Below are 24,237 nucleotides of genomic sequence, written 5' to 3' on the forward strand. Positions count from 1 at the left end.
CGACACCACGGGTTTTCAGGCGGTGCTACCTTCGCGCCCATGCCGATTGCCCCGTCCGATCCGACTGCCGCGCGCCGCCTGTGGGACATCTCGCCCCCGGTGGACGCCGATGCGCCCGTCTTCCCCGGCGACACGCCCTACCAGCAGCGGTGGGTGGTCACCATCGGGCCGGGCTGCCCGGTCAATGTCAGCGCGGTCACGACCACGCCACACGTCGGCGCCCATGCGGATGCGCCGTTGCACTACGCTCCCGACGGTGCGCCCATCGGGGCCGTGGATCTGACCCCGTACCTGGGCCCGTGCCGGGTGGTGCATGCCATTGGCTGCAGGCCGCTGGTGACCTGGGCGCATGTGGCCCACGCCCTGCCGGATGACGCCCCCTGGCCGCCGCGGCTGCTGGTGCGCACCTATGCGCGGATGCCGCGCGACGCCTTCGACGACGCGCTGCCGGGCATGGACCCGGCGCTGTTGGAACGCCTGGCCGACCACGGCGTGTGCCTGGTAGGCACGGACAGCGCCAGCGTGGACCCGGCCGACAGCAAGACGCTGGAGGCGCACCAGGTGCTGCGCCGGCGCGGCCTGCGCGTGCTGGAAAACCTGTGCCTGGACGACGTGCCCGAAGGCGACTACGAGCTGATTGCCCTGCCTCTGAAGTGGATGCGCGCCGACGCCAGCCCGGTGCGGGCCGTGCTGCGCGCCCTGGCCTGACCCGTCGGACATGCGCACGCCGACGCTTCCCAAAGGATCGCCCCATGCCCTGCCCCACCCTCGACGACTGCCGCGCGCTGGATGCGGCCGACCCGCTGCGCCCCTTGCGCGACCAGTTCGATCTGCCGCCCGGCGTCATTTACCTGGACGGCAACTCCCTCGGTGTCCTGCCGCGCGAGACCGCCGCCCGCGTGCAGGCCGTCGTGACGGACGAATGGGGCCAGGGGCTGATCCGCAGCTGGAACACGGCCGGCTGGTTCACCCTGCCGCAGCGGGTGGGTGACCTGATCGGCCGCCTGATCGGCGCCGGCCCCGGCGAAACGGTGGCCACGGACAGCACCTCGATCAACCTGTTCAAGGTCTTGAGCCTGGCCATGCATCTGCAACACCGGCGCGGCGACGGCCGGCGCGTGTTGGTCAGCGAGCGCAGCAACTTCCCCACCGACCTGTATGTGGCCGAGGCGCTGTGCCGCGATCGCGGCTGGACCCTGCGGCTGATCGATGGCGACCCGCAGACGGCGCTGCCCGCCGCGCTGGGGCCGGACGTCGGCATCGTGATGCTGACGCATGTGAACTACCGCACCGGCGCGATGCACGACATGGCCGCGGTGACGGCCGCCGCGCACGCCGCCGGCGCGCTGATGGTGTGGGACCTGGCGCACAGCGCGGGCGCGGTGCCGGTGGACCTGAACGCGGCGCAGGCCGACTTTGCCGTGGGCTGCGGCTACAAATACCTCAACGGCGGGCCGGGCGCGCCGGCGTTCGCGTGGGTGCATCCGCGCCTGAGCGCGGCCTTGGGCGCGGACGACTGGTCGACGCTGGCCGGCTGGTGGGGGCATGCGGCGCCTTTTGCCTTCACGCCCGATTTCCAACCGGCGCCGGGGGTGCAGCGGCTGCTGTGCGGCACGCAGCCCATCATCAGCCTGTCGGCGCTGGAGGTGGGGGTGCGCACCGTCCTGGCTGCCGAACCGCTGGGGGGCATGGCGGCGCTGCGGCGCAAGTCGCTGGCGCTGACCGACCTGTTCATCACACTGGTGGAGTCGCGCTGCGCCGGGCACGGGCTGACGCTGGTCACGCCGCGCGAGCCGCAGCGGCGCGGCTCGCAGGTCTGCCTGACCCGGGCCGAAGGGGCCTACGCCATCGTGCAGGCGCTGATCGCGCGCGGGGTGATCGGCGACTTCCGCGCCGGTGACGCGTGGCAGCCGGACATTCTGCGCTTTGGCTTCACGCCCCTGTACCTGGGGTTCGAAGACGTCTGGCACGCCGTCGAGCACCTGCGCGATGTGCTGCAGACGCAAGCCTGGCGCGACCCGGCCTTCCAGCGCACCCAGGCCGTGACCTGACCCCGCCCCACGGATCCGCCACCATGACGACCCCCGACCCCACCCCCGAGTCCATCGTCCATGCCGAACAGGCCCGGCTGGATTACCGCGATGCGATGACCTATGGCGACTATCTGCAGCTCGACGCGATTCTGAACGCACAAAAGCCCCGGTCGCCCGACCACAACGAGATGCTGTTCATCATCCAGCATCAGACCAGCGAGTTGTGGATGAAGCTGATGCTGCACGAGCTGGGGGCGGCCAAGACGGCGATCGCCACCGACCGGCTGCCGGAAGCGTTCAAGATGCTGGCGCGCGTCAGCCGCATCATGGAGCAGCTCGTGCATGCGTGGGATGTGCTGGCGACCATGACCCCGCCGGAGTACAGCGCGATCCGCCCGTATCTGGCGCAGTCCAGCGGTTTTCAGAGCTATCAGTACCGCTGCATCGAGTTTTCGCTGGGCAACAAGAATGCCGCGATGCTGCGCCCGCACGAACACCGGCCGGATCTGCTGGCGCAGGTGCAAGCCGCCTACGAAGCCCCGTCGCTGTACGACGAGTCGCTGCGCCTGCTGGCGCGGCGCGGCCTGCCCGTGCCCGCCAGCCACTGCGAGCGGGACTGGACCCGGCCCTACGAGGCCAGCGACGCCGTGGAGGCCGCGTGGCTGCAGGTCTACCGCGATCCGTCGCACCACTGGGACCTGTACCAACTGGGCGAGGAGCTGACCGACCTGGAGGACGCATTCCGGCTGTGGCGCTTTCGGCACCTGACGACCGTGGAGCGGGTCATCGGCTTCAAGCGCGGCACCGGGGGCACCAGCGGCGTGGGCTATTTGCGCAAGATGCTGGACGTGGTGCTGTTTCCCGAAATCTGGAAGCTGCGCACCGACCTCTGAAGCGCCGCGGCCAGCAGCGGCGCCAGCGCCACCGCGTTGCTGGCGTGCGGCACGCTGTCGGTGCTCCAGACCTCGCCCACGCCGGCGGCCTGCATCGCGGCCAGCGCATCGCCAACGAACAGCGCGTGCGTGACCGCCACGTCCACCGAGGCGGCGCCGGCCGCGCGCAGGGCGGCCGCGGCGCGCGCCACGGTGCGGCCGGTGCTGGCCATGTCGTCCAGAATGACGACGGCGCGGCCGCGCACGTCCAGCGCCGGCAGCTCGACCTCGACCTCGCGGTCGCCGCGGCGCACCTTGCGCGCCACCGCCGCCGGCAGCCCCGCGGCGTCGGCGGCGTGGCGCACCCACTGGGCGGATTCCTCGTCCGGCCCGAACAGCAGCGCGCCGGGGCGGCGCTGCGCCGCCAGCGCGCCGAGCAGCGGCGCGGCGCTGAGCGCGTGCGCCTCGGCCACCGGCACCGCCTCGGCGAGCGTGGCCACCCGGTGCAGGTGCGGATCGACGGTGATCAGCCCGTCGAACGCCGCCGCCAGCCAGCGCCCGACGTGGCGCTGACTGACCACCTCGCCGGGGCTGAAGGCGGCGTCCTGCCGCATGTAGGCCAGGTACGGCGCCACCAGCCACAGCCGCCGCGCGCCCAGCTCGCGCGCGGCCGGGGCGGCCAGCAGCAGCTCGACCAACTTCTCGTTCGGCTGGTGCAGGCTGCGGTACAGCGCCACCTCCGCCGGCAGCTCGGGCGGCAGGCGCAGCCGCCACTCGCCGTCCGGAAAGCGGTGGCGCTGCACGAACGCCAGCGTCCACGGCTCCGTGGCGCCCGCGGCGGCGGTGTTGAGCGCCGCGAGCAGCCGCTGCGCCGGCGCGGCCTCGTCGTCGAAGGCGAGCAGCAGCGGCATGGCGCTCAGAACTCCACGTAGACCTGCGGCACCTCGTGCGGCGCGCCGATGGTGTAGCCGCTGGCGCGCGCGCTGGCCTCGCGCGCGAACTCGACGTCGGCCGGGTACTCGGCGTAGACGTGGTAGAGCACGTCGCCGGCACGCACCGGCTCGCCGAGCTTGCGCATCAGGTCCACCCCGGCGCCGGCCACCTTGGGCGCGCCGGCCAGCCGCGCGATGCGCGCGATCTGCAGGTTGTCGATGCCGGTGACGACGCCGTCGCGCGGCGCGGTGACCTCGAAGCGGTGACGCGCCAGCGGCGCTCGCTCGGGGTCGAAGCCGCGCGCGCCCTGCGCCTCGATCAGCGCCATCATCTTCTCCAGCGCGCGGCCGGAGTCGAGAATGTCGCGCGCGATGCTGTAGCCGTCGCCGCCGCGGATGTCGGGGTCGCACTCCAGCAGCCGGCCGGCCAGCCGCAGCGCCTTCTGGCGCAGGTCGATCGGCGCCAGCGGATGGTTCTGCAGCACGCGCATGACGTCGCGCGCCTCCAGCACCGGGCCGATGCCCTGGCCGATCGGCTGGCGCCCGTCGGTGATGACGACGTCGATCGAGATGCCCAGCCGCCGCGCCACGTACTCGAACAGCCGCCGCAGCCGCTGCGCCTCGGGCATCGAGCGCACCTTGGCGGTCGGCCCGACCGGGATGTCCAGCACCAGGTGGTTGGAGCCGGCGGCCACCTTCTTGCTCAGGATCGAGGCCACCATCTGCGCCGGCGAATCCAGCGACAGCGGCCGCTCCACCGCGATCAGCACGTCGTCGGCCGGCGACAGCTGCGCCGTGCCGCCCCACGCCAGACAGGCGCGGTGCGCGCGCACGATCTCCTGCAGCCGCTCGATCGGCAGCTCCACCTCGGCCAGCACCTCCATCGTGTCGGCGGTGCCCGCGGGCGAGGTGATCGCGCGCGAGGAGGTCTTGGGGCACACCAGCCCGTGCGCGGCGACGATCGGCACCACCAGCATCGAGGTACGGTTGCCGGGGATGCCGCCGATGCAGTGCTTGTCCACCACCAGCCGCTCGCGCCAGTCCAGCCGCTGGCCGGCGGCGATCATGCCCTCGGTGAGGAAGTAGACCTCCTCGCGGTCCAGCTCGCTGGCGTGGGTGGCAACGACGAAGGCCGACAGCTCGATCTTGGAGTAGCGGTGCTCGGCGATGTCGCGCGCGATGGCGTGGAACTCCTCGCGCGTCAGGCGCTCGCCACCGATCTTGCGGTGCAGCGCGGCGATCGAGGCCGGCGGCTCGGCCTGCTCGATGGTGGCCGGGTGGCCCGGCTCGACGCCGAGCTGGGCAAACGCGTCCATCGACAGGCCGATCTCGTCGCACTTGACGATGCGCGGATCCAGCGTCACGTTGAGCGTGGCCAGCACCTTGCGGCCGTTGGCGCGCACCTCCACCTTGTTGAGCGCCTGGAAGCCCTCGGCGCGGTAGAGGTCGCAGTCGCGGTGCAGGTAGGCGACGTTCTCGCGCCAGGTGTCGATGGCCACGCGGCGCAGCTTCAGCGGCACGCGGCCGTCGGCGCCGTGCTCCACCGGCGGGCAGGGCGAAAGTTTCAGGCCCGGCGGGGACGAGGCGGCGGGGGTGGGGGTTACGGCATCCATGTCACGGGGTCCGGATGTGCTGGCGCTCGATCAGCGGGCGCAAGCGGTCAACGTCGCGGGCCATGCGCCGCGCCAAGGCCGCGGGGGTTGACCCCGTCGCCTGCCAGCCCTGCGCCTGCAACCGCTGCCGAATGCGAATGTCGCGCAAAACCCGGCCCACGGCCTGCGCCAGCCGATCGACGTGCGCGCCGGCCAGGCCCCGCGGGGCGGCGATGGCGTACCAGTGCTCGAAGTCGAAGCCCCGCACACCCCGCTCGGCCAGCGTGGGCACCCCGGGCAGCAACGCGCTGCGGGTGGCAGAGGTCAACGCCACGGCCGGCAGCTTGGCGGCGCGCCAGTGCGGCACGGTCAGCGACGGGGGCAGCAGCGCCAGTTGCACATCGCCCTGCAACAGCGCGTTGATCACCTGTGGATTGCCGGGATAGGGCACATGCAGCGCCTGCCAGCCGGCCGCGGCCTTGAGCATTTCCATGCCCAGATGGAACGGCGTGCCCGCGCCCGGGCTGCCGTACTGCCAGGCCATGCCCGCGGTGCGCACGGCGCGCAACGCGGCATTCCCCCGCACCTCGAGCTGGGGCGAGATGCACAACACCAGCGGCGCGGTCGCGACCAGCGACACCGGCTGCAAATCGGTCAGGGGGTCGTAGCCGAGTGCCGGCTGCATGAGGCGCGCCACGGTCAGATGCCCGCTGGGCATCAGGCCCACGGTGTGGTCGTCCTCCGCGCGGGCCACGGCGGTGGCCGCGACCTGCCCGCCGGAGCCCGGGCGGTTTTCCACCTCGACCGGCTGGCCCAGCACGGCCGACAGCGGCTCGACGACGATGCGCGCGATCTCGTCCGGCGACGACCCTTGCGGAAAACCGACCAGTAAGCGCACCGGGCGCACCGGCCACCGGGGCGGGGGTGGCGCTGGCATGGCCCAGCCGGACGGCAGCAGCCCCCCCGCCGCCCAGGCCGCCCCCTGGAGCAGGCGGCGGCGCAGCAGCGACGGCCCGGCGGGCGCCGGATCCAGCGCCATGCGGGGGGAGCGGGGTGCAGGCTTCATGCAAAGCGATCAGGATCGACGTTGGCCCCTCGGGCACGGGCGTCAGGACGCCCCCCGAGGCGCGAGCGGATCGGGCGGTCCATCGTAGAGCCACGGCTGATCCAGCAGCCGCTCGCCCAGCAGGGCCATGGCCCGGTCGCGTCCCCAACGCACGAGCCCGCGGGCATGGAACACCACCCCGTTGCGGCGCGAGCGCGCCTGCACCCGGGCATTGCGCGCCCAGCGCCCCTGGGCCCATTGCGCCAGCCAACCGGGCCAATCCACCTGCCCCGGTGGCTGCGCGCGCAGCAGCCGGCCCAGCGCCCAGGCATCCTCCAGGGCCATCGCCGCCCCCTGCGCCAGATAGGGACGCATCGGATGCGCCGCATCGCCGAGCAGCGCCACGCGGCCGCGCGCATGCTCGTGGGGTCCGCGCATCGGCTCGCGCGCATGCAGCGGCCACAGGCGCCAGTGGAGGACGGCGTGCAGCACCGCTTCCAGATCGGCGTGCACCGGCCCCAGCGCGGCCCGCAGGTGCACGGCGTGGGCCTCGTGGTCCCATCCCTCGGCATCCGTGGGGGGCAGCGGCCCCTCGACCACCATCACCACATTGAGCCACTGCCCCGTGCGCACCGGGTAATGCACGCCGTGCAGACGCGGCCCTAGCCAGGCGACGACCTCGGACGCACGCAGACGCGCGGGCAGATCGGCCATGCGCACCAGCCCGCGGTACGCCAGATGGCCGCTGAAGACCGGCCGGCCATCCCCCAGCAGGTGCTGGCGGGTCGGGCTCCAGACCCCATCGGCCGCGAGCAACACGTCCGCCGTCCAGCGGCGTTCGGCGGCGGTGCGCACCTCCACGCCGTCGGCCCGCTCGGCATACGCCACCACCGCCTCGCCGTTGTGCAGGGCGACGCCCGTCGTGTCCTGCAGCGCCGCCAGCAGCAGGCCGTGCAGATCGGCACGGTGGACGGTGGCATAGGGCTCGCCATACCGCTGGCGGGCGCGTTCGCCCAGCGCCAGTTCGCCCAGCTCGTCGCCGCCGTGCGCGGCGCGCACGCGCAGCCGCTGCGGAAAGGCGGCCACGGCCGCCAGCGGCTCGCGCAGGCCCCAGTCATGCAGCACCCGCACCGCGTTGGGGCCGAGCTGGATGCCCGCGCCCACCTCCGAAAAGGTCGGCGCCCGCTCCAGCAGGGCAATGTCGCTGTCGGGCCGCGCCTGGGCGCAGGCCAGCGCCGCCCCCAGCCCGGCCATGCCGCCGCCGACGACGAGGATGCGGCCCGGTGCTGCCCCCGGCCTCATCGCCACGCCGGCCACGCCCCGCGCGCCGCGCGCCACGCGCTCTCGGCCGCGCCGGCGCCAAACCGCCGCGCCAGCCGCTCCGCCACGCTCTCGCGCTGGGTGTAGTCGACGATGTCTTCGGCCTTGACGACTTCGCGCGCCACGTAATCCAGGTTGCCAAAGTCGTCGGCCAGCCCCATTTCGACCGCGCGCTGGCCGGTCCACACCAGACCGGTGAAGGTGTCCTCGGTCTCTTTCAGGTGCTCGCCCCGGCCCTTGCGCACCACGTCGATGAACTGCCGGTGGATGTCGTCGAGCATCTGCTGCGCATGGGCCCGGTGGCGCGCCGTCTGCGGGCTGAACGGGTCCAGAAAGCCCTTGTTCTCGCCCGCGGTGAGCAGCCGCCGCTCCACCCCCAGGCGCTCCATCAACCCGGTGAAGCCAAAGCCGTCCATCAGCACACCGATGCTGCCCACCAGACTGGCCTTGTCCACATAGATGCGGTCCGCCGCCGCAGCCACATAGTAGGCGGCCGAGGCGCAGGTCTCCTCCACCACGGCATAGACGGGCTTGTCGTGCTGTGCCTTCAGGCGCCAGATCTCGTCATTGATGATGCCGGCCTGCACCGGGCTGCCGCCGGGCGAGTCGATCAACAGCACGACGGCCTGCGCACCCGGATCTTCGAACGCGGAACGCAGCGCCGACACGATGTTGCTGGCGCTGGCCTCGGTGTCCGCCCCGATCTCGCCGCGCAGCTCGATCAGCGCCGTGTGCGGGGTGGTGGTGGGCGTGGGCGGCACCACGTCACGGTACAGCAGCCACGCCACGGCCCCGAACGCCAGCAACCAGACCAGCCGCCAGACGTTGCGCCAACGCCGGGCGGCCCGCTGTTCCTGCAGGGCCGCGAAGGCCAGCTTCTCCAGCAGCGCCCGCTCCCACCCGGGGCCGACGGGATCGGCCTGCGGGGCAGACGACGGCGCGGCGTCGGAGGCGCCCGCTTGCGCGGGTGGCGGGGATTCGGATGGCATCATGGCGGTCAAAAGACAACGGGTTGCAGGTCGTATTGTGACTGCCAAAAGACCACCCCGTCGCGCTCACGCGCGGGGATGGCCACCAGAGGCCCGCGACCCGGGCCGCCCACGCAACGCCCGGTGTGCGGCTCGAACAGCGCCCCGTGGGCGCCGCAGACCAGAAACTGCCCGGTCAGGTCGAAAAAGCGGTTGGGCATCCAGTCCATCTCCATCGCCACATGGCTGCAGCGGTTGAGGTACGCATGGACGGCGCCCCGGTAGCGAATGGCAAAGGCCCGGCACGTCTGGCCCCGGTAGCGCACGTCGAAGGGCACCGCCTCGCCGCCCTCGGCCAAGTCCGCGCTGCGGCACAGCGCATGCCACGACGCCCCGGCCACGCCAGTACCGGCGTCTGACCCGCTGTCGTTCCGCATCGACTCGTCCATACCGTCCCTCCGCCATGGCGATGGGCCCCGTCCGGGCGCCCCTTTCACCCGACCTGATCCAACCCAAGCATAGCGCGGCGGCAGCGACAATACCGCCATGGAGACCTTTGCCCCTGCCCTGCCCCGGCCCATCGTCCTGGGCTCCACCTCGCCGTACCGGCGCGAGCTGCTGGCACGGCTGCGCCTGCCCTTCGAAACCGTCGCCCCCCAGGTGGACGAAACCCCACTGCCGGGCGAACCCCCAGCCCGCCTGGCACAACGCCTGGCCCGCGCCAAGGCCGAGGCCGTCGCCCAACGGCACCCGCAGGCCATCGTGATCGGCAGCGACCAGGTGGCGGACCTGGATGGCGCCGCGCTGGGCAAACCCGGGACGCACGAGCGCGCGGTCGCGCAGTTGCGCGCCATGCGCGGGCGGACGGTGCGCTTTCAGACCGCGCTGGCGGTCGTCTGCCACGCCAGCGGCTATGCGGCGGAGGATCTGGCGGTGGTGGAGGTGCGCTTTCGCGACCTGAGCGACGCCGAAATCGAGCGCTATCTGCTCGCCGAACGCCCTTACGACTGCGCCGGCAGCGCCAAGAGCGAGGGGCTGGGCATCGCGCTGCTGGAGTCCATCGTCAGCGACGACCCCAGCGCCCTCGTCGGCCTGCCGCTGATCCGCACCGCGCGGCTGTTGCGCGGCGCCGGGGTGACGTTGCCATGAATCCGGCCACGCCCGATGCCGCGATGCCCGACGCAGCGGCGCCCGGCACGCTCTATCTGGTGCCGACGCCGTTGGACTTTGGCTGCGCGCCCCAGCCGGACGTGCGCGAGGCCCTGCCCGCCTTGACCCTGGCGACGGCGGCCCGCCTGACGCACTGGATCACCGAAAACGCCAAAAGCACGCGCGCCTTCCTCAAGCGCGTGCAGGCGGTGCAGCCCCTGGTGGCCCCGCTGCAGCAGCACACGATCACCGAGCTACCACGCGATTGGCACAAACACGGCGACCGCCACCGGGGGGCGGATGCCCAGGCGCGCGAATGGCTGGCACCGGCGCTGCAAGGCCACGCCATCGGTTTGGTGAGCGAGGCCGGCATGCCCGCGATCGCCGACCCCGGGGCCGCCGTGGTCCGCGCCGCCCACGCCCTGGGCTTGCGGGTGGTGCCGCTGATAGGCCCGGTGTCGCTGATGCTGGCGCTGGCCGCCAGCGGCTGCCACGGCCAGCACTTCGCCTTCGTCGGCTACCTGCCGCAGGGGGCGGGGGAACGCGCGGCGCGCCTGCGCGAGCTGGAAGCCACCGCGCGCCGGCTGGGCCAGACCCAGATCTTCATCGAAACGCCCTACCGCAACGCCGCTTTGCTGCAAACCGCGCTGCAGGTGCTGCCGCCCGACACGCGGCTGGCGCTGGCCTGCGGCCTGGGCCTGCCGACGCAAGCCGTGCACAGCGCACGCGTGGCCGACTGGCGCCGCCAGCCGCCCGCCCTGCCGCTCGACTTGCCGGCCGTGTTCGTCCTGGGCCACTGAATCGGGCCCGCCCGCCGTCAGTGGCGGAAGTGCCGCACGCCGGTAAAGACCATCGCCACGCCGCGCTCGTCGGCGGCGGCGATCACCTCGGCGTCGCGCACCGAGCCGCCCGGCTGGATCACGCAGGTGGCGCCGGCGTCCACCACCACGTCCAGCCCGTCGCGGAACGGGAAGAACGCATCGCTGGCCACCGCCGTGCCTTTGAGGCTTAAGCCCGCGGCCTGCGCCTTGATGCTGGCGATGCGCGCGGAGTCCAGCCGGCTCATCTGCCCGGCGCCCACGCCCATCGTCATGCCGTCCTTGCAGAAGACGATGGCGTTGCTCTTGACGTACTGCGCCACCGCCCAGGCGAACAGCAGGTCCTGCAGCTCCTGCGCGCTCGGCTGGCGGCGCGTGACGACGCGCAGGTCCTCGGGCCGCAGCACGTGGTGGTCGGCGGTCTGCACCAGCACGCCGCCGCCGACGCGCTGCAGGTGCAGCCGGTTGCGCGTGGCGGCCACGTCGGTCGGCAGCGCGATGCGCAGCAGCCGCACGTTGGCCTTGGCCTTGAACACCGCCAGCGCCTCCGGCGTGAAGTCCGGCGCGATCAGCACCTCGACGAACTGCTGCGCCACCGCCTGCGCGGCCTGGCCGTCCAGTGCCCGGTTGAAGGCGATAATGCCGCCGAAGGCGCTCGTGGGGTCGGTCTGGAACGCCTTGCGGTAGGCCTCCAGCGCCGTGGCGCCGATGGCCACGCCGCACGGGTTGGCGTGCTTGATGATGACGCAGGCCGGCGCCTCGAAGCCCTTGACGCACTCCCACGCCGCGTCGGCGTCGGCGATGTTGTTGTAGGAGAGTTCCTTGCCCTGCAGCTGCTGCGCGGTGGCCAGCGACCCGACCTGCGCGTCCGGGTCGCGGTAGAAGGCGGCCTGCTGGTGCGGGTTCTCGCCGTAGCGCAGGTCCTGCACCTTGGTCCAGCAGGCGTTGAACTGGGCCGGAAACGGCAGCCGCGCCGGCTCGACCTCGGCCGCCGGCACGCCGGCCGACAGGTCCAGCGCCGACAGGTACTGACTGATCGCGGCGTCGTACTGCGCGATGCGGTTGAACGCCGCCACTGCGAGCTGCAGGCGCGTGGCGTCGCTGACGCGCCCGCCGTCCTTGAGTTCGGCCAGCACCGGGGCGTACTGCGCCGGGTCGGTCAGCACGGCCACATCACGCCAGTTCTTCGCCGCCGAGCGCACCATCGCCGGCCCGCCGATGTCGATGTTCTCGATCGCCTCGGCCAGCGTGCAGCCGGGCCGCGCCACCGTGGCCTCGAACGGATAGAGGTTGACCACCAGCAGGTCGATCGGGGCAATGCCGTGCTGCGCCAGCGCCGCCATGTGCGCCGGCACGTCGCGCCGCGCAAGCAGCCCGCCGTGGATCCCGGGGTGCAGCGTCTTGACGCGGCCGTCCAGCATTTCCGGAAAGCCGGTCACGTCGGCCACCTCGGCAACCGGCAGGCCGGCCTCGGCCAGCAGGCGGGCAGTGCCGCCGGTGGAAATCAGCTGCACGCCCAGCGCGTGCAGCTCGCGCGCCAGCTCCAGCACGCCGGTCTTGTCGGAGACGGAAATCAGGGCTCTCATCGTCGGGGGATCCTCGGGGGGCGGTTGCGGTGAATCGGGGCTGGGCTTCAGCCGTCGAGCAGGCCGTGCTCGAGTAGCTTCTTGCGCAGCGTGTTGCGGTTGAGGCCCAGCCACTGGGCGGCGCGCGACTGGTTGCCGCGCGCGCGCGCCATCACCACCTCCAGCAGCGGCTTTTCCACCGCGCGGATCAGCATCTCGTGCAGATTGGCCGGCTCGGTGTCGGCGAGCGTCGCGAAGTAGGCGTCGAGGCTTTCGCGCACGCAGTCGGGCAGGTGGGGGGACTGGGGATCCATGTCGGGTGTCGGGTTCGGGGTCGTCAGGCCGCCAGCGCCGCCTCGGGCTCGGGGCGGGCGGCGGGTTCGGCGGCCGGGGCAGCGTCGCGCTCGTCGAGGAAATCCTCCAGCGCCTGCAGCTGCGCCTCGGCCCGCTCGGCGGCGATCACCGCGGCGCGCAGCCGCTGCTGCGCCGCCGGCGGGCCGCCGAGCGCGCGCAGGTACCACAGCAGGTGCTTGCGCGCGCTGCGCACGCCGGCGGCCTCGCCGTAGAGCGCGTAGTGGTCCAGCAGGTGCTCGCGCAGCCACTCGCGCAGCTCGGCGGTGGTCGGCGGCGCCGCCGGGCGGCCGGTGCGCAGCTCGTGCAGGATGTCGCGGAACAGCCACGGCCGACCCTGCGCCGCGCGGCCGATCATCACCGCATCGGCCCCGGTGTGCGCCAGCACCCGGCGCACCGCCTCAGCGCCGTCGAGGTCGCCGTTGGCCACCACCGGGATGCGCACCAGGGTCTTGACGAGCGCCGTGGTGTCGTGTTCGGCCACGCCGCCGTAACCCTGCGCGCGCGTGCGCCCGTGAATCACGAGCATGCGCACGCCGGCCTCCTCGGCGATGCGCGCCAGCCGCGGGGCGTTGCGCACGGCGTCGCACCAGCCGGTGCGCATCTTCAGCGTCACCGGCACGCCATGCGGCTCGCAGGCCGCCACCACCGCCTCGATGATCGCGGCGGCCAGCGCCTCGTCCTGCATCAGGGCGGAGCCGGCCCACCGGTTGCAGACCTTCTTGGCCGGGCAGCCCATGTTGATGTCGATGATCTGCGCGCCGCGGTCGATGTTGTGGCGCGCCGCCTCGGCCATCATCGCCGGGTCGGTGCCGGCGATCTGCACTGCGATCGGCCCCGGCTCGCCGTCGTGGTTGGCGCGCCGCGCGGTCTTCAGGCTGGCCTGCAGCTCCGGGCGCGAGGTGATCATCTCGCTGACCGCGTAGCCGGCGCCCAGCCGCTTGCACAGCCGCCGGAATGGCCGGTCCGTCACCCCGGCCATCGGCGCAACGAACAGGCGGTTGGGCAGCACATAGGGGCCGATCGCGGGGCCGTCGGTCATGGCAAGCGGACGGGAAGGGGAAAGGAAGGAGGAGGAACGGGCTGCTGAAAAATTGGGCAAGATTGTACCCCTACCCCCAGCGCCTATACTGCGCGCCGGCCGACCGATACCGCCATGGATGACTGGATCCCGTCCCTGCTGCACACCCTCAGCCTGCCCGAGGTGGGCCTGACCACGGTATTCGTGGTGGCGTTCGTCTCGGCGACGCTGCTGCCCATGGGGTCGGAGCCGGCCGTGTTCGCGCTGGTCAAGCTCAACCCCGAGTTGTTCTGGCCGGCCATCCTGGTGGCCACCGTGGGCAACACCCTCGGCGGTGCGGTGAGCTGGGCCATGGGCTACGGCGCACACGCGGCCATCGACCGCGCGCGCGGCTCGCCCACCCATCTGCGCGCGCTGGACTGGCTGGAGCGCTTTGGCCCCAAGGCCTGTTTGCTGAGCTGGCTGCCCGCCGTGGGCGACCCGCTGTGCGCGGTGGCGGGGTGGCTCAAGTTTCCGTTCTGGCCCTGCGTGGCCTACATGGCCGTGGGCAAATTCGCCCGCTACGTGGTCATGACCGCCGGGCTGCTGTGGCTGGTGCCGGGCGACTGGTCTGCGCTGGCGCGCTGAGGGGGGCATCGCCCGCCGCGGACGCAGCGGGGGGGTCCGTCTCGCGCAACCGCTCGCCCAAGGCCCGCTCGATCAGCGGCGGCAAATCGCGCACGAGGTCGGGCTTGTGCACCACGGCGACGTCCTCCAGCGCGTGCGCATAATCGCGGCGCGCCTGCTCGTCCAGCGAGGTGAGCACGATCAGCCCGCACCCGCCGAACAGTTCGTGGCGGCGCAGGCCCATGACCATCGATGCGCCATCGATGCCCGGCAGCAAAATGTCCACGATCAGCAGATCGGGCTGCAACTGCCCAAAGGACACCAAGCCCGAAATCCCGTCGCCCGCCACATGCAATTCGGCGCGGGGGAAGCGCTGGCGCACCAGCAACTGCACCAGGTGCTGGAAATGCGAAGAATCCTCGATGAGCAAAATGCGCGGCGGCCGGCCGCTGCGCGCGGCCCCGCGGCGCGGCCGCGCCATGCGCGAGGCCGCGGGGGGTGCCACCCCGGCGCGGCTGCGGGCCAGCCAGCGCTGCAGGGACGACGCGGTGATGCGGCGGTGCCCCCCCGGGGTTTTCCACGCCTGCAGATCGCCCCGGTCGACCATCAACTGGACGGAGCGCACGGCCATGCCCAGGATGCGGGCGACCTCCAGGGTCGTGTAGTACGCCTCGGCGTCGGATGGCAGATCGGAATCGATATCGTCCGGTTTCATTCCCGCCATTTTGACCTAAAACTGACAAGAATGCGGATTTTTGCTCATTCGTCCGCGCCGAGCAAGCGCTGCCATCCCTGCGGCCCGAGCCGGCGCAGGGTGTCCAGATTGCGCTCGACGATCGCCTCGACCGGGTCGCCCGAGGCCACGGCGCGCGCCACGCTGTCCTCGCGCAGCAGGTGCAGCGTCGCATAGGGCGCGCGGTTGGTGGCGTTGGTGATGTCGTCCGGATCGACGCCGTCGAACACGAAGTCCGGGTGGAAGGGCGCGACCTGGATCACCCCCTCCAGCCCGTGCTCTTCGATCACCCGATCCACCACGTCCAGAAAATCGTTGAACACGAAGAAGTCCGGAAACAGCGTCGGGTGCACGAGCAGCGTCGTGTCGAGTACCTCGGGCGGCGTATCACGCAGCCGCAGCAGCTCGGCATCCAGATCGTCCAGAAAGGCATCCAGATGCCGCGCCCGGCTGACCGCGATGCGCACCTGGTCCTTCACCCAGACCGCCTTGGCAAACGGGCACAGATTCAGGCCGATGACGGCGCGCTCGATCCAGCGGCGCATCGCCGCCTCGACCGCGGACACGTCGGGCACACCGGGCGGGGCGGCTGGAGCGCCGGGCGCGGGGACGGGCGTGGCAGCCACGGTCAGGCCAGCGACTTGAAGCGCACGCGCTTCGGGCGCGCCCCCTCTTCACCCAGCCGGCGCACCTTGTCGGCCTCGTACTCGGTGAAGTTGCCGTCGTAGAAGTACCACTGGCTGTCGCCCTCGTAGGCCAGGATGTGCGTGCAGATGCGGTCGAGGAACCAGCGGTCGTGGCTGATGACCAACGCGCTGCCGGCAAACTCCAGCAGCGCATCTTCCAGCGCGCGCAGGGTTTCCACGTCCAGATCGTTGGACGGTTCGTCCAGCAGCAGCACGTTGCCGCCCTTGGCCAGCGTCTTGGCCAGGTGCAGCCGGCCGCGCTCGCCGCCCGACAGATCGGCGACGCGCTTTTGCTGGTCGTTGCCCTTGAAGTTGAAGCGGCCCAGATACGCCCGGCTGGGCATGACGAACTTGCCGACGGTGATGTTGTCCAGCCCGCCGGAGACGTCCTCCCACACGGTCTTGCTGCCGTCCAGGCTGTCGCGGCTCTGGTCCACGAAGGCGAGTTTGGCGGTCTGGCCGATGATGATCTCGCCGCTGTCGGGCTTTTCCACGCCCTGGATCATGCGAAACAGCGTGGACTTGCCCGCGCCGTTGGGGCCGATGATGCCGACGATGGCGCCGGCCGGCACGCTGAACGAGAGGTTGTCGATCAGCAGCCGGTCACCGAACGATTTGCTGACGTTCTTGAACTCGATGACCTGCGAGCCCAGCCGCTCGGCGACGGGGATGAAGATCTCGTTGGTCTCGTTGCGCTTTTGGTATTCGTAGTCGCTCAGCTCCTCGAAGCGCTGCAGACGCGCCTTGCTCTTGGCCTGGCGCCCCTTGGCGTTGGCGCGCACCCACTTGAGCTCCTCCTTCATGGCCTTGCGGCGCGCGTCCTCGGACTTTTGCTCCTGCTCCAGCCGGCGCTCCTTTTGCTCCAGCCATTCGGAGTAGTTGCCCTTGTACGGGATGCCCATGCCGCGGTCCAGCTCCAGAATCCATTCCGCCGCGTTGTCCAGGAAGTAGCGGTCGTGCGTGATCGCCACCACCGTGCCGGGGAAGCGCTGCAGGAACTGCTCCAGCCAGTGCACGCTCTCGGCGTCCAGGTGGTTGGTCGGCTCGTCCAGCAGCAGCATGTCCGGCTTGGACAGCAGCAGCCGGCACAGCGCCACGCGGCGCTTCTCGCCACCCGAGAGGTTTTTGATCTGGGCATCCCACGGCGGCAGGTTCAGCGCATCGGCGGCCAGCTCCAGTTGCAGGTCGGTGTTCTCGCTGCCGGCGGCGGCGATGATGGCCTCCAGCTCCGCCTGCTCGGCGGCCAGCGCGTCGAAGTCGGCGTCCGGCTCGGCATACGCGGCATAGACCTCCTCCAGCCGCTTCTTGGCCGCCAGCGCGCCGCCGATGCCCTCTTCCACCGCCTGACGCACGGTCTGGTCGGGGTTGAGCTGCGGCTCCTGCGGCAGGTAGCCGATCTTGATGCCGGGCATGGGCACGGCCTCGCCCTCGAAATCCTTGTCCACCCCGGCCATGATCTTGAGCAGCGTGGACTTGCCGGCGCCGTTGAGCCCCAGCACACCGATCTTGGCGCCGGGGAAGAAACTCAGCGAAATGTCCTTCAAGATCTGCCGCTTGGGCGGCACGGTCTTGGAGACGCGGTTCATCGTGAAAACATACTGGGCCATCGCGGGCTACCTTCGGAAAAACAACGGATCGTGAAAAAAATGTCCCGGGATCGCGGCCCGGGTTTCCTCGAATTATCCCAGTTATGCAACAATTCGGGTTGACCGGGCCCTGCAGTCGCGCCCCGGCTCACCTTCCTGACCCCATCTGCCCCTGACTGAGCCGCTCGACCGGTGCGCGGGATCGACCGATCCGGCACCCGACGGCGTGGGCTGATGCCGCGCGCCCCGGCATGGGCGCCCGACCTTCACATGACATTCGAAGAACTCCAACTGCTGCCGGCCATCGTCGAGGCCGTGCGCGAGCAGGGCTACGAGACGCCCACCCCCATCCAGGCCGAGGCCATCCCCGCCGTGCTGGCCGGACACGACCTGCTGGCCGGCGCCCAAACCGGCACCGGCAAGACGGCCGCCTTCACGCTGCCGATGCTGCATCTGCTCGCCTCGCGCGGCGAGACGCCCAAGCGCGGTCAGCCGCGCCCCATCCGCGCCCTGGTGCTGACCCCCACCCGCGAGCTGGCCGCCCAGGTCGAGGACTCGGTCAAAGCCTACGGCAAGCACCTCAAGCTCAAATCGGCGGTGGTGTTTGGCGGCGTGGGCCTCAATCCCCAGATCGAAAAGCTGGCCAAGGGCGTGGACATCCTGGTGGCGACACCGGGCCGGCTGCTGGACTTGGCCGATCAGGGCCACCTCGACCTCTCCAAGGTCGAAATCCTGGTGCTAGACGAGGCCGACCGCATGCTCGACATGGGCTTCATCCACGACGTGCGCAAGGTGCTGGCGCTGCTGCCGGAAAATAAGCAGAGCCTGCTGTTCTCGGCCACCTTCAGCGACGAGATCAAGGCGCTGGCCGCCGGCCTGCTGCGCGAGCCGCGGCACATTCAGGTAACGCCGCCCAACACCACGGTGCAGCGCATCCGCCAGACCATCCACCCCGTGGGCCGCACCAAGAAGATGGCGCTGCTCAAGCACCTGTTGGACGGCAACGGCTGGAACCAGGTGCTGGTGTTCACGCGCACCAAGTTCGGCGCCAACCAGGTGGCGCAGTTCCTCAACGAACACGGCATCAGCGCGATGGCGCTGCACGGCAACAAGAGCCAGACGGCGCGCACCCAGGCGCTGGATGGTTTCAAGAGCGGGCAGCTGCGCGTGCTGGTGGCCACCGACATCGCCGCGCGCGGCATCGACATCGAGGAGCTGCCGCACGTCGTCAACTACGACATCCCCAATGTGCCCGAGGACTATGTGCACCGCATCGGCCGCACCGGCCGTGCCGGCGCCGAGGGCGAGGCGCTGAGCTTCGTCAGCCTAGACGAAGAAGGCTGGATGATGGCCATCGAGCGCTTCACCGGGCAACAGATCCCAGTGCAGGTGCTGCCGGAGTTCATGCCCGAGCCCGGGGAAAAGGCCGAACCCATCGCCATGGGCCGCCAAGTCCTGTGGGGTGGCGCCGGCAAGCCGCCCAGCCGCGAAGTCATGGCCGCAGCGGCCAAGGCCGCCCGGCGCGAGATGCTGGACCGCATGCGCGCCCGCAAAGCCGGCCCCGCACCGAAGGCGTCCGCGGCCGCCGAGGCAGCGGAGCGGGCCGACCGGGATGACGACGATGCGACCGACTCGGAAGACGGCGACATGGGCGCGGATGGCGAGCAGCGCACCCGCATCGACCCCGACGGGCGGCGCAGCCGCAACCGGCGCCGCCGTGGCAAGGCCAAAGGCGCTGGCGGTAGCATCGGCAACGCCGGCGGCGGCCAGCCGCCCCGTGTGGATGGCGGCGCGGCCGCCCAGCCGCGCCCACCGCGCGAAGGCGCAGGGCGGGACGGCCGCCCCGCGCCCCAATCGTCCGGCGCCCGCAAACCCCAGCCAGCGGGGCCGGCACGCCAGCCGGACCCGCTGCGCACCGGTATCGACGCCCTGAACGACCGCGGCCGCCGCAACCGCAACAAAAACCGCGGCGGCGGGGGCAAAGGCGGGGGCGGGGGCGGCGGCATCGATCCGCTGCGCACCAGCTTCGGCCGCATTCAGTGACACCAACGGAAGGAATCCACCATGCGCATCCTCCACACCATGCTGCGGGTCGGCGACTTGCAGCGCTCCATCGCCTTCTACACCCAGGTGCTGGGCATGCAGTTGCTGCGCACCTCCGAAAACCCGGAGTACAAGTACTCGCTCGCCTTCCTGGGCTTTGACGGGGGCAACCCCGGCCAGGCCGAGATCGAGCTGACCTACAACTGGGGCGTCGACAAGTACGAGATGGGCACGGCCTACGGCCACATCGCCATCGGCGTGCCCGACGTGTACGCGGCGTGCGAGCGCATCCGCGCCGCGGGCGGCACCATCACGCGTGAACCCGGCCCGGTCAAGGGCGGCACGACGGTGATCGCCTTCGTCACCGACCCCGACGGCTACAAGATCGAGCTGATCCAGCGCGACTTTGATGCCGCCGGGGCGGGGCTGAGCTGACCGCCATCACAGCCGCTCGGCCCCGCCGAGGTAGGGCCGCAGCGCTTCGGGCACGGTGATGGTGCCGTCGGCGTTCTGGTAGTTTTCCAGCACCGCCACCAGCGCCCGCCCGACCGCCAAGCCCGAGCCGTTGAGCGTGTGCACCAGTTCCGGCTTGCCCTGCGCGTTGCGAAAGCGCGCCTGCAGCCGCCGCGCCTGGAAGTCGCCGCAGTTGCTCACCGAGCTGATCTCGCGGTAGGTGCCCTGCGCCGGCAGCCACACCTCCAGGTCGTGCGTGCGCGCGGCGCCAAAGCCCATGTCGCCGGTGCACAGCAGCACCACGCGGTACGGCAGGCCCAGCCGCTGCAGGATCGCCTCGGCGTGGCCGGTCATCTCCTCCAGCGCCGCGTGGCTGTGCTGCGGGTGCACGATCTGCACCATCTCCACCTTGTCGAACTGGTGCTGGCGGATCAGGCCGCGCGTGTCGCGCCCGGCCGCGCCGGCCTCGGAGCGGAAGCACGGCGTGTGCGCGGTCAGCTTGATCGGCAGTTCGGCCTCGGTCAGGATGGCGTCGCGCACGAAGTTGGTCAGCGTCACCTCGCTGGTGGGGATCAGATACATCGCCCCCTCGTCGCCCTCGGCGCCCCCCTTCTTGGCGGCGAACAGGTCGGCCTCGAACTTGGGGAGCTGCCCCGTGCCGCGCAAGGTCTGCGCATTGACGACGTACGGGGTGTAGCACTCGGTGTAGCCGTGCTCGCCGGTCTGCACATCCAGCATGAACTGCGCGAGCGCCCGATGCAGCCGTGCGATCGGCCCGCGCAGCACGGCAAAGCGGGCACCGCTGAGCTTGGCCGCGGTCTCGAAGTCCAGCCCCAGCCGCTCCCCCAGCGTCACGTGGTCCCGCGGCTCGAACGGCAGCGCCGTCGGCGACCCGCCCAGGCCGCCGGCGGGGCTCCAGCGGCGCAGCTCCACGTTGCCGCTTTCGTCCGGGCCGACGGGCACTTCCGGCTGCGGCAGGTTGGGCACGGCCAGCAACAGCGTCTGCAGTTCCGTCTGGATCTGCTCCAGCCGCGCGGCGGAGGCCTCCAGCGTCCCTTTGATCTGGGCGACCTCGGCCATGGCGGCCTCGGCTTCGGCATGCTGACCCTTGCCTTTGAGCACGCCAATTTGCTTGGACAGGCTGTTGCGGCGGGCTTGCAGCTCCTCGGTGCGGACCTGCAGGGCCTTGCGCTCGTTTTCGAGCGCGGTGAAGGCCGCGACGTCGAGATAGGGTTGGGGGTTCTTTCGGGTCTCAAGCCGCGCGACGACGGCGTCGAGGTCGCGGCGCAGGGTGGCGATATCGAGCATGGTGGCGCAATTGTAGGCGGGGCGCTGCACAGCGACGCACCCCCGCCGGGCGGACGGCCGGGCAGCAAAAAGCCCGCCGAAGCGGGCTTGGTCACACCCGTTGGGGCTGGCCGGCTCAGGCCGCCAGGCCCGGGTTGCCGCCGACGTTGATGACCTTGGGCTGGTTGATCTGCACCGGCTTGATGACCTTTTTGTCGCGCAGATAACCCGCAACCACGTCCCAGATCGGGGTACCGGTCACGCCCTCTTGCACCGACGCCCAGCCCGCCACCTTGTAGGTCTTGTCCGCGGCCAGCGGCTTGCCCTTCAGGGTCAGGTTCTGGATGCGCTGGCCCATGGGCGCGGTCGGGTCGATGGTGTACTGGATGCCGCCGACGCGCACCATGTCGCCGCCCTGCTGGTAGTACGGATCGGGGTTGAACAGGTTGTCGGCCACGTCCTCCATGATCTCTTTGATCTGGGCGCCCGTGAACTCGTTGAGCGTGGTGGCCGGGTAGGTCATGGCCATCTGATCCATCATGCGCTCGTAGGTGATCACGTCGCCCGGCAGCAGGCTGGTGCCCCAGCGCACGCCCGGCGAGAAGGCCGCATCCGCCCCCTTGACCTCCATCAGCGCATCCAGAATGAGCTGGTCCCACGATCCGTTGAAGTTGCCGCGACGGTACAGCAGGCCTTCGGTGACCGCGAGCTTCTCTTCCAGCTTGGCCTTGTACGGCGCGCGCACCTTCTCGATGTAGGCCGCCATCTCGGCATCGGCCGGCAGCAGGTTGGCAAACACCGGCAGCAGGCGGTACTGGTAGCCGCGCACCTGACCGTCCCGCACGTCGAAGTCCAGCACCCCCAGGAACTTGCTGTTGGAGCCGGCGTTGGTCACCAGCGTCTGGCCACCGGCGTTCTTGACGATGACCGGCGCGGGCATGCCGTCGTGGGTGTGGCCGCCCAGGATGGCGTCGATGCCGCGCACGCGCGAGGCCATCTTGATGTCCACATCCATGCCGTTGTGCGACAGCACCACGACCACCTTGGCGCCCTTGGCGCGCACCTCGTCGACCATCTTCTGCATGTGGTCGTCACGGATGCCAAAGGTCCAGTCCGGCACCATCCAGCGCGGGTTGGCGATCGGGGTGTAGGGGAAAGCCTGGCCAATGATGGCCACCGACACGCCGTTTTGCTCTTTGATCACATACGGCGGGAAGACCAGCTCTTCGAAATCCGCCGTCTTGACGTTCTGGGCGACGAAGTCGATGTGGCCCTTGAAGTCCTTCTCGACGATCTCCTGCACGCGCTTGGCGCCGAAGGTGAACTCCCAGTGCGGGGTCATGACGTTGACGCCCAGCAGCTTGCATGCGTCGACCATGTCTTGGGCGTTGGTCCACAGCGAGGTGGCCGAGCCCTGCCAGGTGTCACCGCCATCGCACAGCAGCGCGTGCGGGCGGCTGGCTTTGAGCATTTTGACCAGCGTGGCCAGGTGCGCAAAGCCGCCCACCTTGCCGTAGGTCTTGGCCGCGCGGGCAAAGTCCAGATAGGTGAAGGCGTGCGCCTGGTGCGTGCCCGGGCGGATGCCGAAGTGCTTGAGCAGGTGCTCACCGACCAGGTGCGGCGGCCGGCCGCGCGCCTCGCCGACGCCCAGGTTGACGCTCGGCTCGCGGAAATACACCGGCGTGAGCTGCGCGTGGCAGTCGGTGAAATGCAGGAAGCTGACGTTGCCGAACTTGGGCACGTCGTACAGGCGGCTGACGGCGCCCGGCTTGGCGGCCAGGACGTCCTCGTGGGCAATGGTCATGCCAGAGGCGCTGGCGACGGCCAGCACCTGAAGAAACTCGCGGCGGCTGAAACTCATGGTGACGGTTCCTGTGGAAGCTGAAGGGGCGCCTGGAAAGCAAAGGCCAGCGGGCCGTCGGGTCCGCTGGCCCTGGGTGGGCCGCTGGGGTGCGGCCCGGGGCGCCCGGCGTGCGGGATCAGGCGATCACGGCCTCGTCGGTGCGCGACTCGCCCTTGTTGTCGGTCCACTTGACCACGATCTTGTCGCCCTTGTTGGCGCCCTTGAACTTGAAGCTCAGGAACGGGTTTTGCGACACCGCCCCGCTCCACAGCGCCTTGAGCACTTCCTTGCCGTTGTGCGTGGCCACCACGTCCGTGATGTGGTGCGCCGGCACCAGCGCACCGCTCGCATCGCGCCGCGTGCCCGGCTCCATCGGGTGGCTCATGAGCACCCGCACCGTCGTCACCCCACCGGCCTCGTTGGCCCGGATGCGCATCGGATCTGCCATCTTCGTCTCTCCTTCGCGTTCGTTACCCTGTGTCGCTTCAGCCGCCGCAGCCGCCCAGCGTCACCTTCGTTTCCTTGACGGCCGAGTACAGCTTGCCGTCGGCCTTGACCACCGCCAGCACGTTGGTGCTCTGCCCCATCTTCAGGCGCGTCTGCACGTCCGCCTCGGTGCCCGCCGGAATCATGAACATCGCCGACAGCGGCGTCGGGTTCTTCTCCACCAGCAGGTAAATCTCGGTCGTGTTGGGCAGCTTGCTCACCGCACCCACCGGCACCACCGCACCGTTTTCCGCGATGTCCGGCGAGACGATTTGCACCTGGTCGCTCGTCGCGGGCTGGCCCCCCACCGCCTTGAGCGCGTCCGCCAGCGTCTTGGCCGCAAAGCCGTCGCGGCCCGACGCCAGCGCCTGCTCGGCCGTCACCACGCCCAGCGACACCAGCGTCGCCAGCGCCCCGCCGGCCTTCAGCACGGCGCGTCGGTTTTGTTTCATATGCAACTCCTTGTCGTAAACGTCATTCGGGACGACGGGCACGCCCGCCATCACTTGTCGGGTGCCCCCGCCAGCACCCACTCAGCCAACAGCTTGGCGTCATTGTCGCCGAGCGCCGCCTGGGCCGGCATCGGCACCGGGCCCCACTTGCCTGCGCCGCCCTTCTTGATCGAGGCGGCCAGCTCCTCGGGCTTCATGCCCTTGTACTTGGCGGCGACATCCTTGTAGGACGGCCCGACCAGCTTCTTGTCCACGGCGTGGCAGCCCATGCAGGCGTTCTTCTGGGCCAGAGCCTTGGCGGCCGCGGCGTCCAGCGCATGTGCCGGGCCGACCAGGGCGGCAACCCCGGCCGCAGCCATCAGCATCGTCTTCAGGTTCATCATCGTGCTCCTTGGC

25 protein-coding genes are annotated in these 24,237 nt (G+C 70.8%); 8 read left to right on the forward strand and 17 right to left on the reverse strand.

The window, feature by feature from the left end:
* The first annotated feature begins 39 nt into the window (after positions 1-39).
* The 3 genes from kynB to kynA are packed head-to-tail and all read left to right on the forward strand — an operon-like array spanning position 40 to position 2,926.
* Positions 40-708 (forward strand): arylformamidase, encoded by a 669-nt coding sequence (gene kynB / locus A9O67_RS11495; RefSeq protein ID WP_068610414.1) that lies wholly within the window; start codon positions 40-42, stop codon positions 706-708.
* A 44-nt stretch (positions 709-752) separates the two neighbouring features.
* The gene (kynU, locus tag A9O67_RS11500; protein ID WP_068610416.1) at positions 753-2,051 is read left to right on the forward strand and encodes a kynureninase; all 1,299 of its coding nucleotides are present in this window, start codon (positions 753-755) and stop codon (positions 2,049-2,051) included.
* A gap of 23 nt (positions 2,052-2,074) precedes the next feature.
* Positions 2,075-2,926, forward strand: coding sequence for a tryptophan 2,3-dioxygenase (kynA, locus tag A9O67_RS11505; protein WP_068610418.1), 852 nt, complete (start codon positions 2,075-2,077; stop codon positions 2,924-2,926).
* Here kynA and A9O67_RS11510 read toward each other — a convergent pair.
* The 6 genes from A9O67_RS11510 to A9O67_RS11535 are packed head-to-tail and all read right to left on the reverse strand — an operon-like array spanning position 2,860 to position 9,199.
* Positions 2,860-3,816 (reverse strand): ribose-phosphate diphosphokinase, encoded by a 957-nt coding sequence (locus A9O67_RS11510; protein ID WP_068610420.1) that lies wholly within the window; start codon positions 3,814-3,816, stop codon positions 2,860-2,862. The genes kynA and A9O67_RS11510 overlap by 67 nt on opposite strands.
* 5 nt (positions 3,817-3,821) lie before the next feature.
* A complete protein-coding gene (locus A9O67_RS11515) occupies positions 3,822-5,450 on the reverse strand; it encodes a thymidine phosphorylase family protein (protein ID WP_082955553.1) in 1,629 nt (542 codons plus the stop codon).
* A 1-nt stretch (position 5,451) separates the two neighbouring features.
* Positions 5,452-6,495, reverse strand: coding sequence for a Bug family tripartite tricarboxylate transporter substrate binding protein (locus tag A9O67_RS11520; protein WP_231960335.1), 1,044 nt, complete (start codon positions 6,493-6,495; stop codon positions 5,452-5,454).
* 42 nt (positions 6,496-6,537) lie between these two features.
* Positions 6,538-7,776, reverse strand: coding sequence for an FAD-dependent monooxygenase (locus tag A9O67_RS11525; RefSeq protein WP_068610676.1), 1,239 nt, complete (start codon positions 7,774-7,776; stop codon positions 6,538-6,540).
* Positions 7,773-8,786, reverse strand: coding sequence for a S49 family peptidase (locus A9O67_RS11530; protein ID WP_068610423.1), 1,014 nt, complete (start codon positions 8,784-8,786; stop codon positions 7,773-7,775). The genes A9O67_RS11525 and A9O67_RS11530 overlap by 4 nt, the downstream gene beginning before the upstream one ends.
* Positions 8,787-8,791: 5 nt before the next feature.
* Positions 8,792-9,199, reverse strand: coding sequence for a Rieske (2Fe-2S) protein (locus tag A9O67_RS11535; protein WP_068610678.1), 408 nt, complete (start codon positions 9,197-9,199; stop codon positions 8,792-8,794).
* A 109-nt stretch (positions 9,200-9,308) separates the two neighbouring features.
* Here A9O67_RS11535 and A9O67_RS11540 point away from each other — a divergent pair, with 109 nt between their 5' ends.
* Together A9O67_RS11540 and A9O67_RS11545 are read left to right on the forward strand one after the other, a co-directional pair.
* Complete coding sequence (locus A9O67_RS11540; RefSeq protein WP_068610425.1) at positions 9,309-9,911, forward strand: Maf family protein; 603 nt, start codon at positions 9,309-9,311, stop codon at positions 9,909-9,911.
* Positions 9,908-10,711, forward strand: coding sequence for an SAM-dependent methyltransferase (locus A9O67_RS11545; protein WP_068610427.1), 804 nt, complete (start codon positions 9,908-9,910; stop codon positions 10,709-10,711). Before A9O67_RS11540 ends, A9O67_RS11545 begins: the two co-directional genes overlap by 4 nt.
* Positions 10,712-10,728: 17 nt before the next feature.
* Here A9O67_RS11545 and purH read toward each other — a convergent pair whose 3' ends face one another.
* The 3 genes from purH to dusB are packed head-to-tail and all read right to left on the reverse strand — an operon-like array spanning position 10,729 to position 13,687.
* Positions 10,729-12,315 carry a bifunctional phosphoribosylaminoimidazolecarboxamide formyltransferase/IMP cyclohydrolase gene (gene purH / locus A9O67_RS11550; protein WP_068610430.1) on the reverse strand — a complete coding sequence of 529 codons (1,587 nt, stop codon included), beginning with the start codon at positions 12,313-12,315 and terminating at the stop codon, positions 10,729-10,731.
* A 47-nt stretch (positions 12,316-12,362) separates the two neighbouring features.
* The gene (locus tag A9O67_RS11555; protein ID WP_068610432.1) at positions 12,363-12,608 is read right to left on the reverse strand and encodes a helix-turn-helix domain-containing protein; all 246 of its coding nucleotides are present in this window, start codon (positions 12,606-12,608) and stop codon (positions 12,363-12,365) included.
* A 23-nt stretch (positions 12,609-12,631) separates the two neighbouring features.
* The gene (gene dusB / locus A9O67_RS11560; protein WP_068610433.1) at positions 12,632-13,687 is read right to left on the reverse strand and encodes a tRNA dihydrouridine synthase DusB; all 1,056 of its coding nucleotides are present in this window, start codon (positions 13,685-13,687) and stop codon (positions 12,632-12,634) included.
* A gap of 114 nt (positions 13,688-13,801) precedes the next feature.
* Here dusB and A9O67_RS11565 point away from each other — a divergent pair, with 114 nt between their 5' ends.
* Positions 13,802-14,293: a YqaA family protein gene (locus A9O67_RS11565; RefSeq protein WP_068610435.1), complete on the forward strand. Its 492-nt coding sequence runs from the start codon at positions 13,802-13,804 to the stop codon at positions 14,291-14,293.
* On the opposite strand, the gene A9O67_RS11570 is transcribed toward A9O67_RS11565, so the two are convergent.
* The 3 genes from A9O67_RS11570 to ettA form a co-directional block, all read right to left on the reverse strand.
* On the reverse strand, positions 14,235-14,987 hold the full coding sequence (locus tag A9O67_RS11570; RefSeq protein ID WP_068610438.1) for a helix-turn-helix domain-containing protein: 753 nt from the start codon (positions 14,985-14,987) through the stop codon (positions 14,235-14,237). The two genes, A9O67_RS11565 and A9O67_RS11570, sit on opposite strands and share 59 nt — an antisense overlap.
* A gap of 44 nt (positions 14,988-15,031) precedes the next feature.
* Positions 15,032-15,550: a DUF1415 domain-containing protein gene (locus tag A9O67_RS11575; protein ID WP_068610681.1), complete on the reverse strand. Its 519-nt coding sequence runs from the start codon at positions 15,548-15,550 to the stop codon at positions 15,032-15,034.
* An 83-nt stretch (positions 15,551-15,633) separates the two neighbouring features.
* Positions 15,634-17,298 carry an energy-dependent translational throttle protein EttA gene (gene ettA, locus A9O67_RS11580; RefSeq protein WP_068610439.1) on the reverse strand — a complete coding sequence of 555 codons (1,665 nt, stop codon included), beginning with the start codon at positions 17,296-17,298 and terminating at the stop codon, positions 15,634-15,636.
* Positions 17,299-17,547: 249 nt separating this feature from the next.
* Here ettA and A9O67_RS11585 point away from each other — a divergent pair, with 249 nt between their 5' ends.
* Entirely contained in the window at positions 17,548-19,320 is a 1,773-nt protein-coding gene (locus A9O67_RS11585) for a DEAD/DEAH box helicase (RefSeq protein ID WP_068610682.1), read from the forward strand.
* Between the two features lie 21 nt (positions 19,321-19,341).
* A complete protein-coding gene (gene gloA, locus A9O67_RS11590) occupies positions 19,342-19,755 on the forward strand; it encodes a lactoylglutathione lyase (protein ID WP_068610441.1) in 414 nt (137 codons plus the stop codon).
* A 6-nt stretch (positions 19,756-19,761) separates the two neighbouring features.
* On the opposite strand, the gene serS is transcribed toward gloA, so the two are convergent.
* From serS to A9O67_RS11615, 5 genes are all read right to left on the reverse strand, one after another.
* On the reverse strand, positions 19,762-21,081 hold the full coding sequence (gene serS / locus A9O67_RS11595) for a serine--tRNA ligase (RefSeq protein WP_068610684.1): 1,320 nt from the start codon (positions 21,079-21,081) through the stop codon (positions 19,762-19,764).
* Positions 21,082-21,196: 115 nt separating this feature from the next.
* On the reverse strand, positions 21,197-22,921 hold the full coding sequence (soxB, locus tag A9O67_RS11600; protein ID WP_068610443.1) for a thiosulfohydrolase SoxB: 1,725 nt from the start codon (positions 22,919-22,921) through the stop codon (positions 21,197-21,199).
* 118 nt (positions 22,922-23,039) lie between these two features.
* A complete protein-coding gene (gene soxZ / locus A9O67_RS11605) occupies positions 23,040-23,351 on the reverse strand; it encodes a thiosulfate oxidation carrier complex protein SoxZ (protein WP_068609643.1) in 312 nt (103 codons plus the stop codon).
* 37 nt (positions 23,352-23,388) lie between these two features.
* On the reverse strand, positions 23,389-23,841 hold the full coding sequence (gene soxY, locus A9O67_RS11610; RefSeq protein WP_068610445.1) for a thiosulfate oxidation carrier protein SoxY: 453 nt from the start codon (positions 23,839-23,841) through the stop codon (positions 23,389-23,391).
* Positions 23,842-23,891: 50 nt separating this feature from the next.
* Complete coding sequence (locus A9O67_RS11615) at positions 23,892-24,215, reverse strand: c-type cytochrome (RefSeq protein WP_068610686.1); 324 nt, start codon at positions 24,213-24,215, stop codon at positions 23,892-23,894.
* Positions 24,216-24,237: the final 22 nt, after the last annotated feature.

Source organism: Tepidimonas fonticaldi (genome assembly GCF_001675355.1).
GTDB classification, from domain to species: Bacteria; Pseudomonadota; Gammaproteobacteria; order Burkholderiales; family Burkholderiaceae_C; genus Tepidimonas; species Tepidimonas fonticaldi.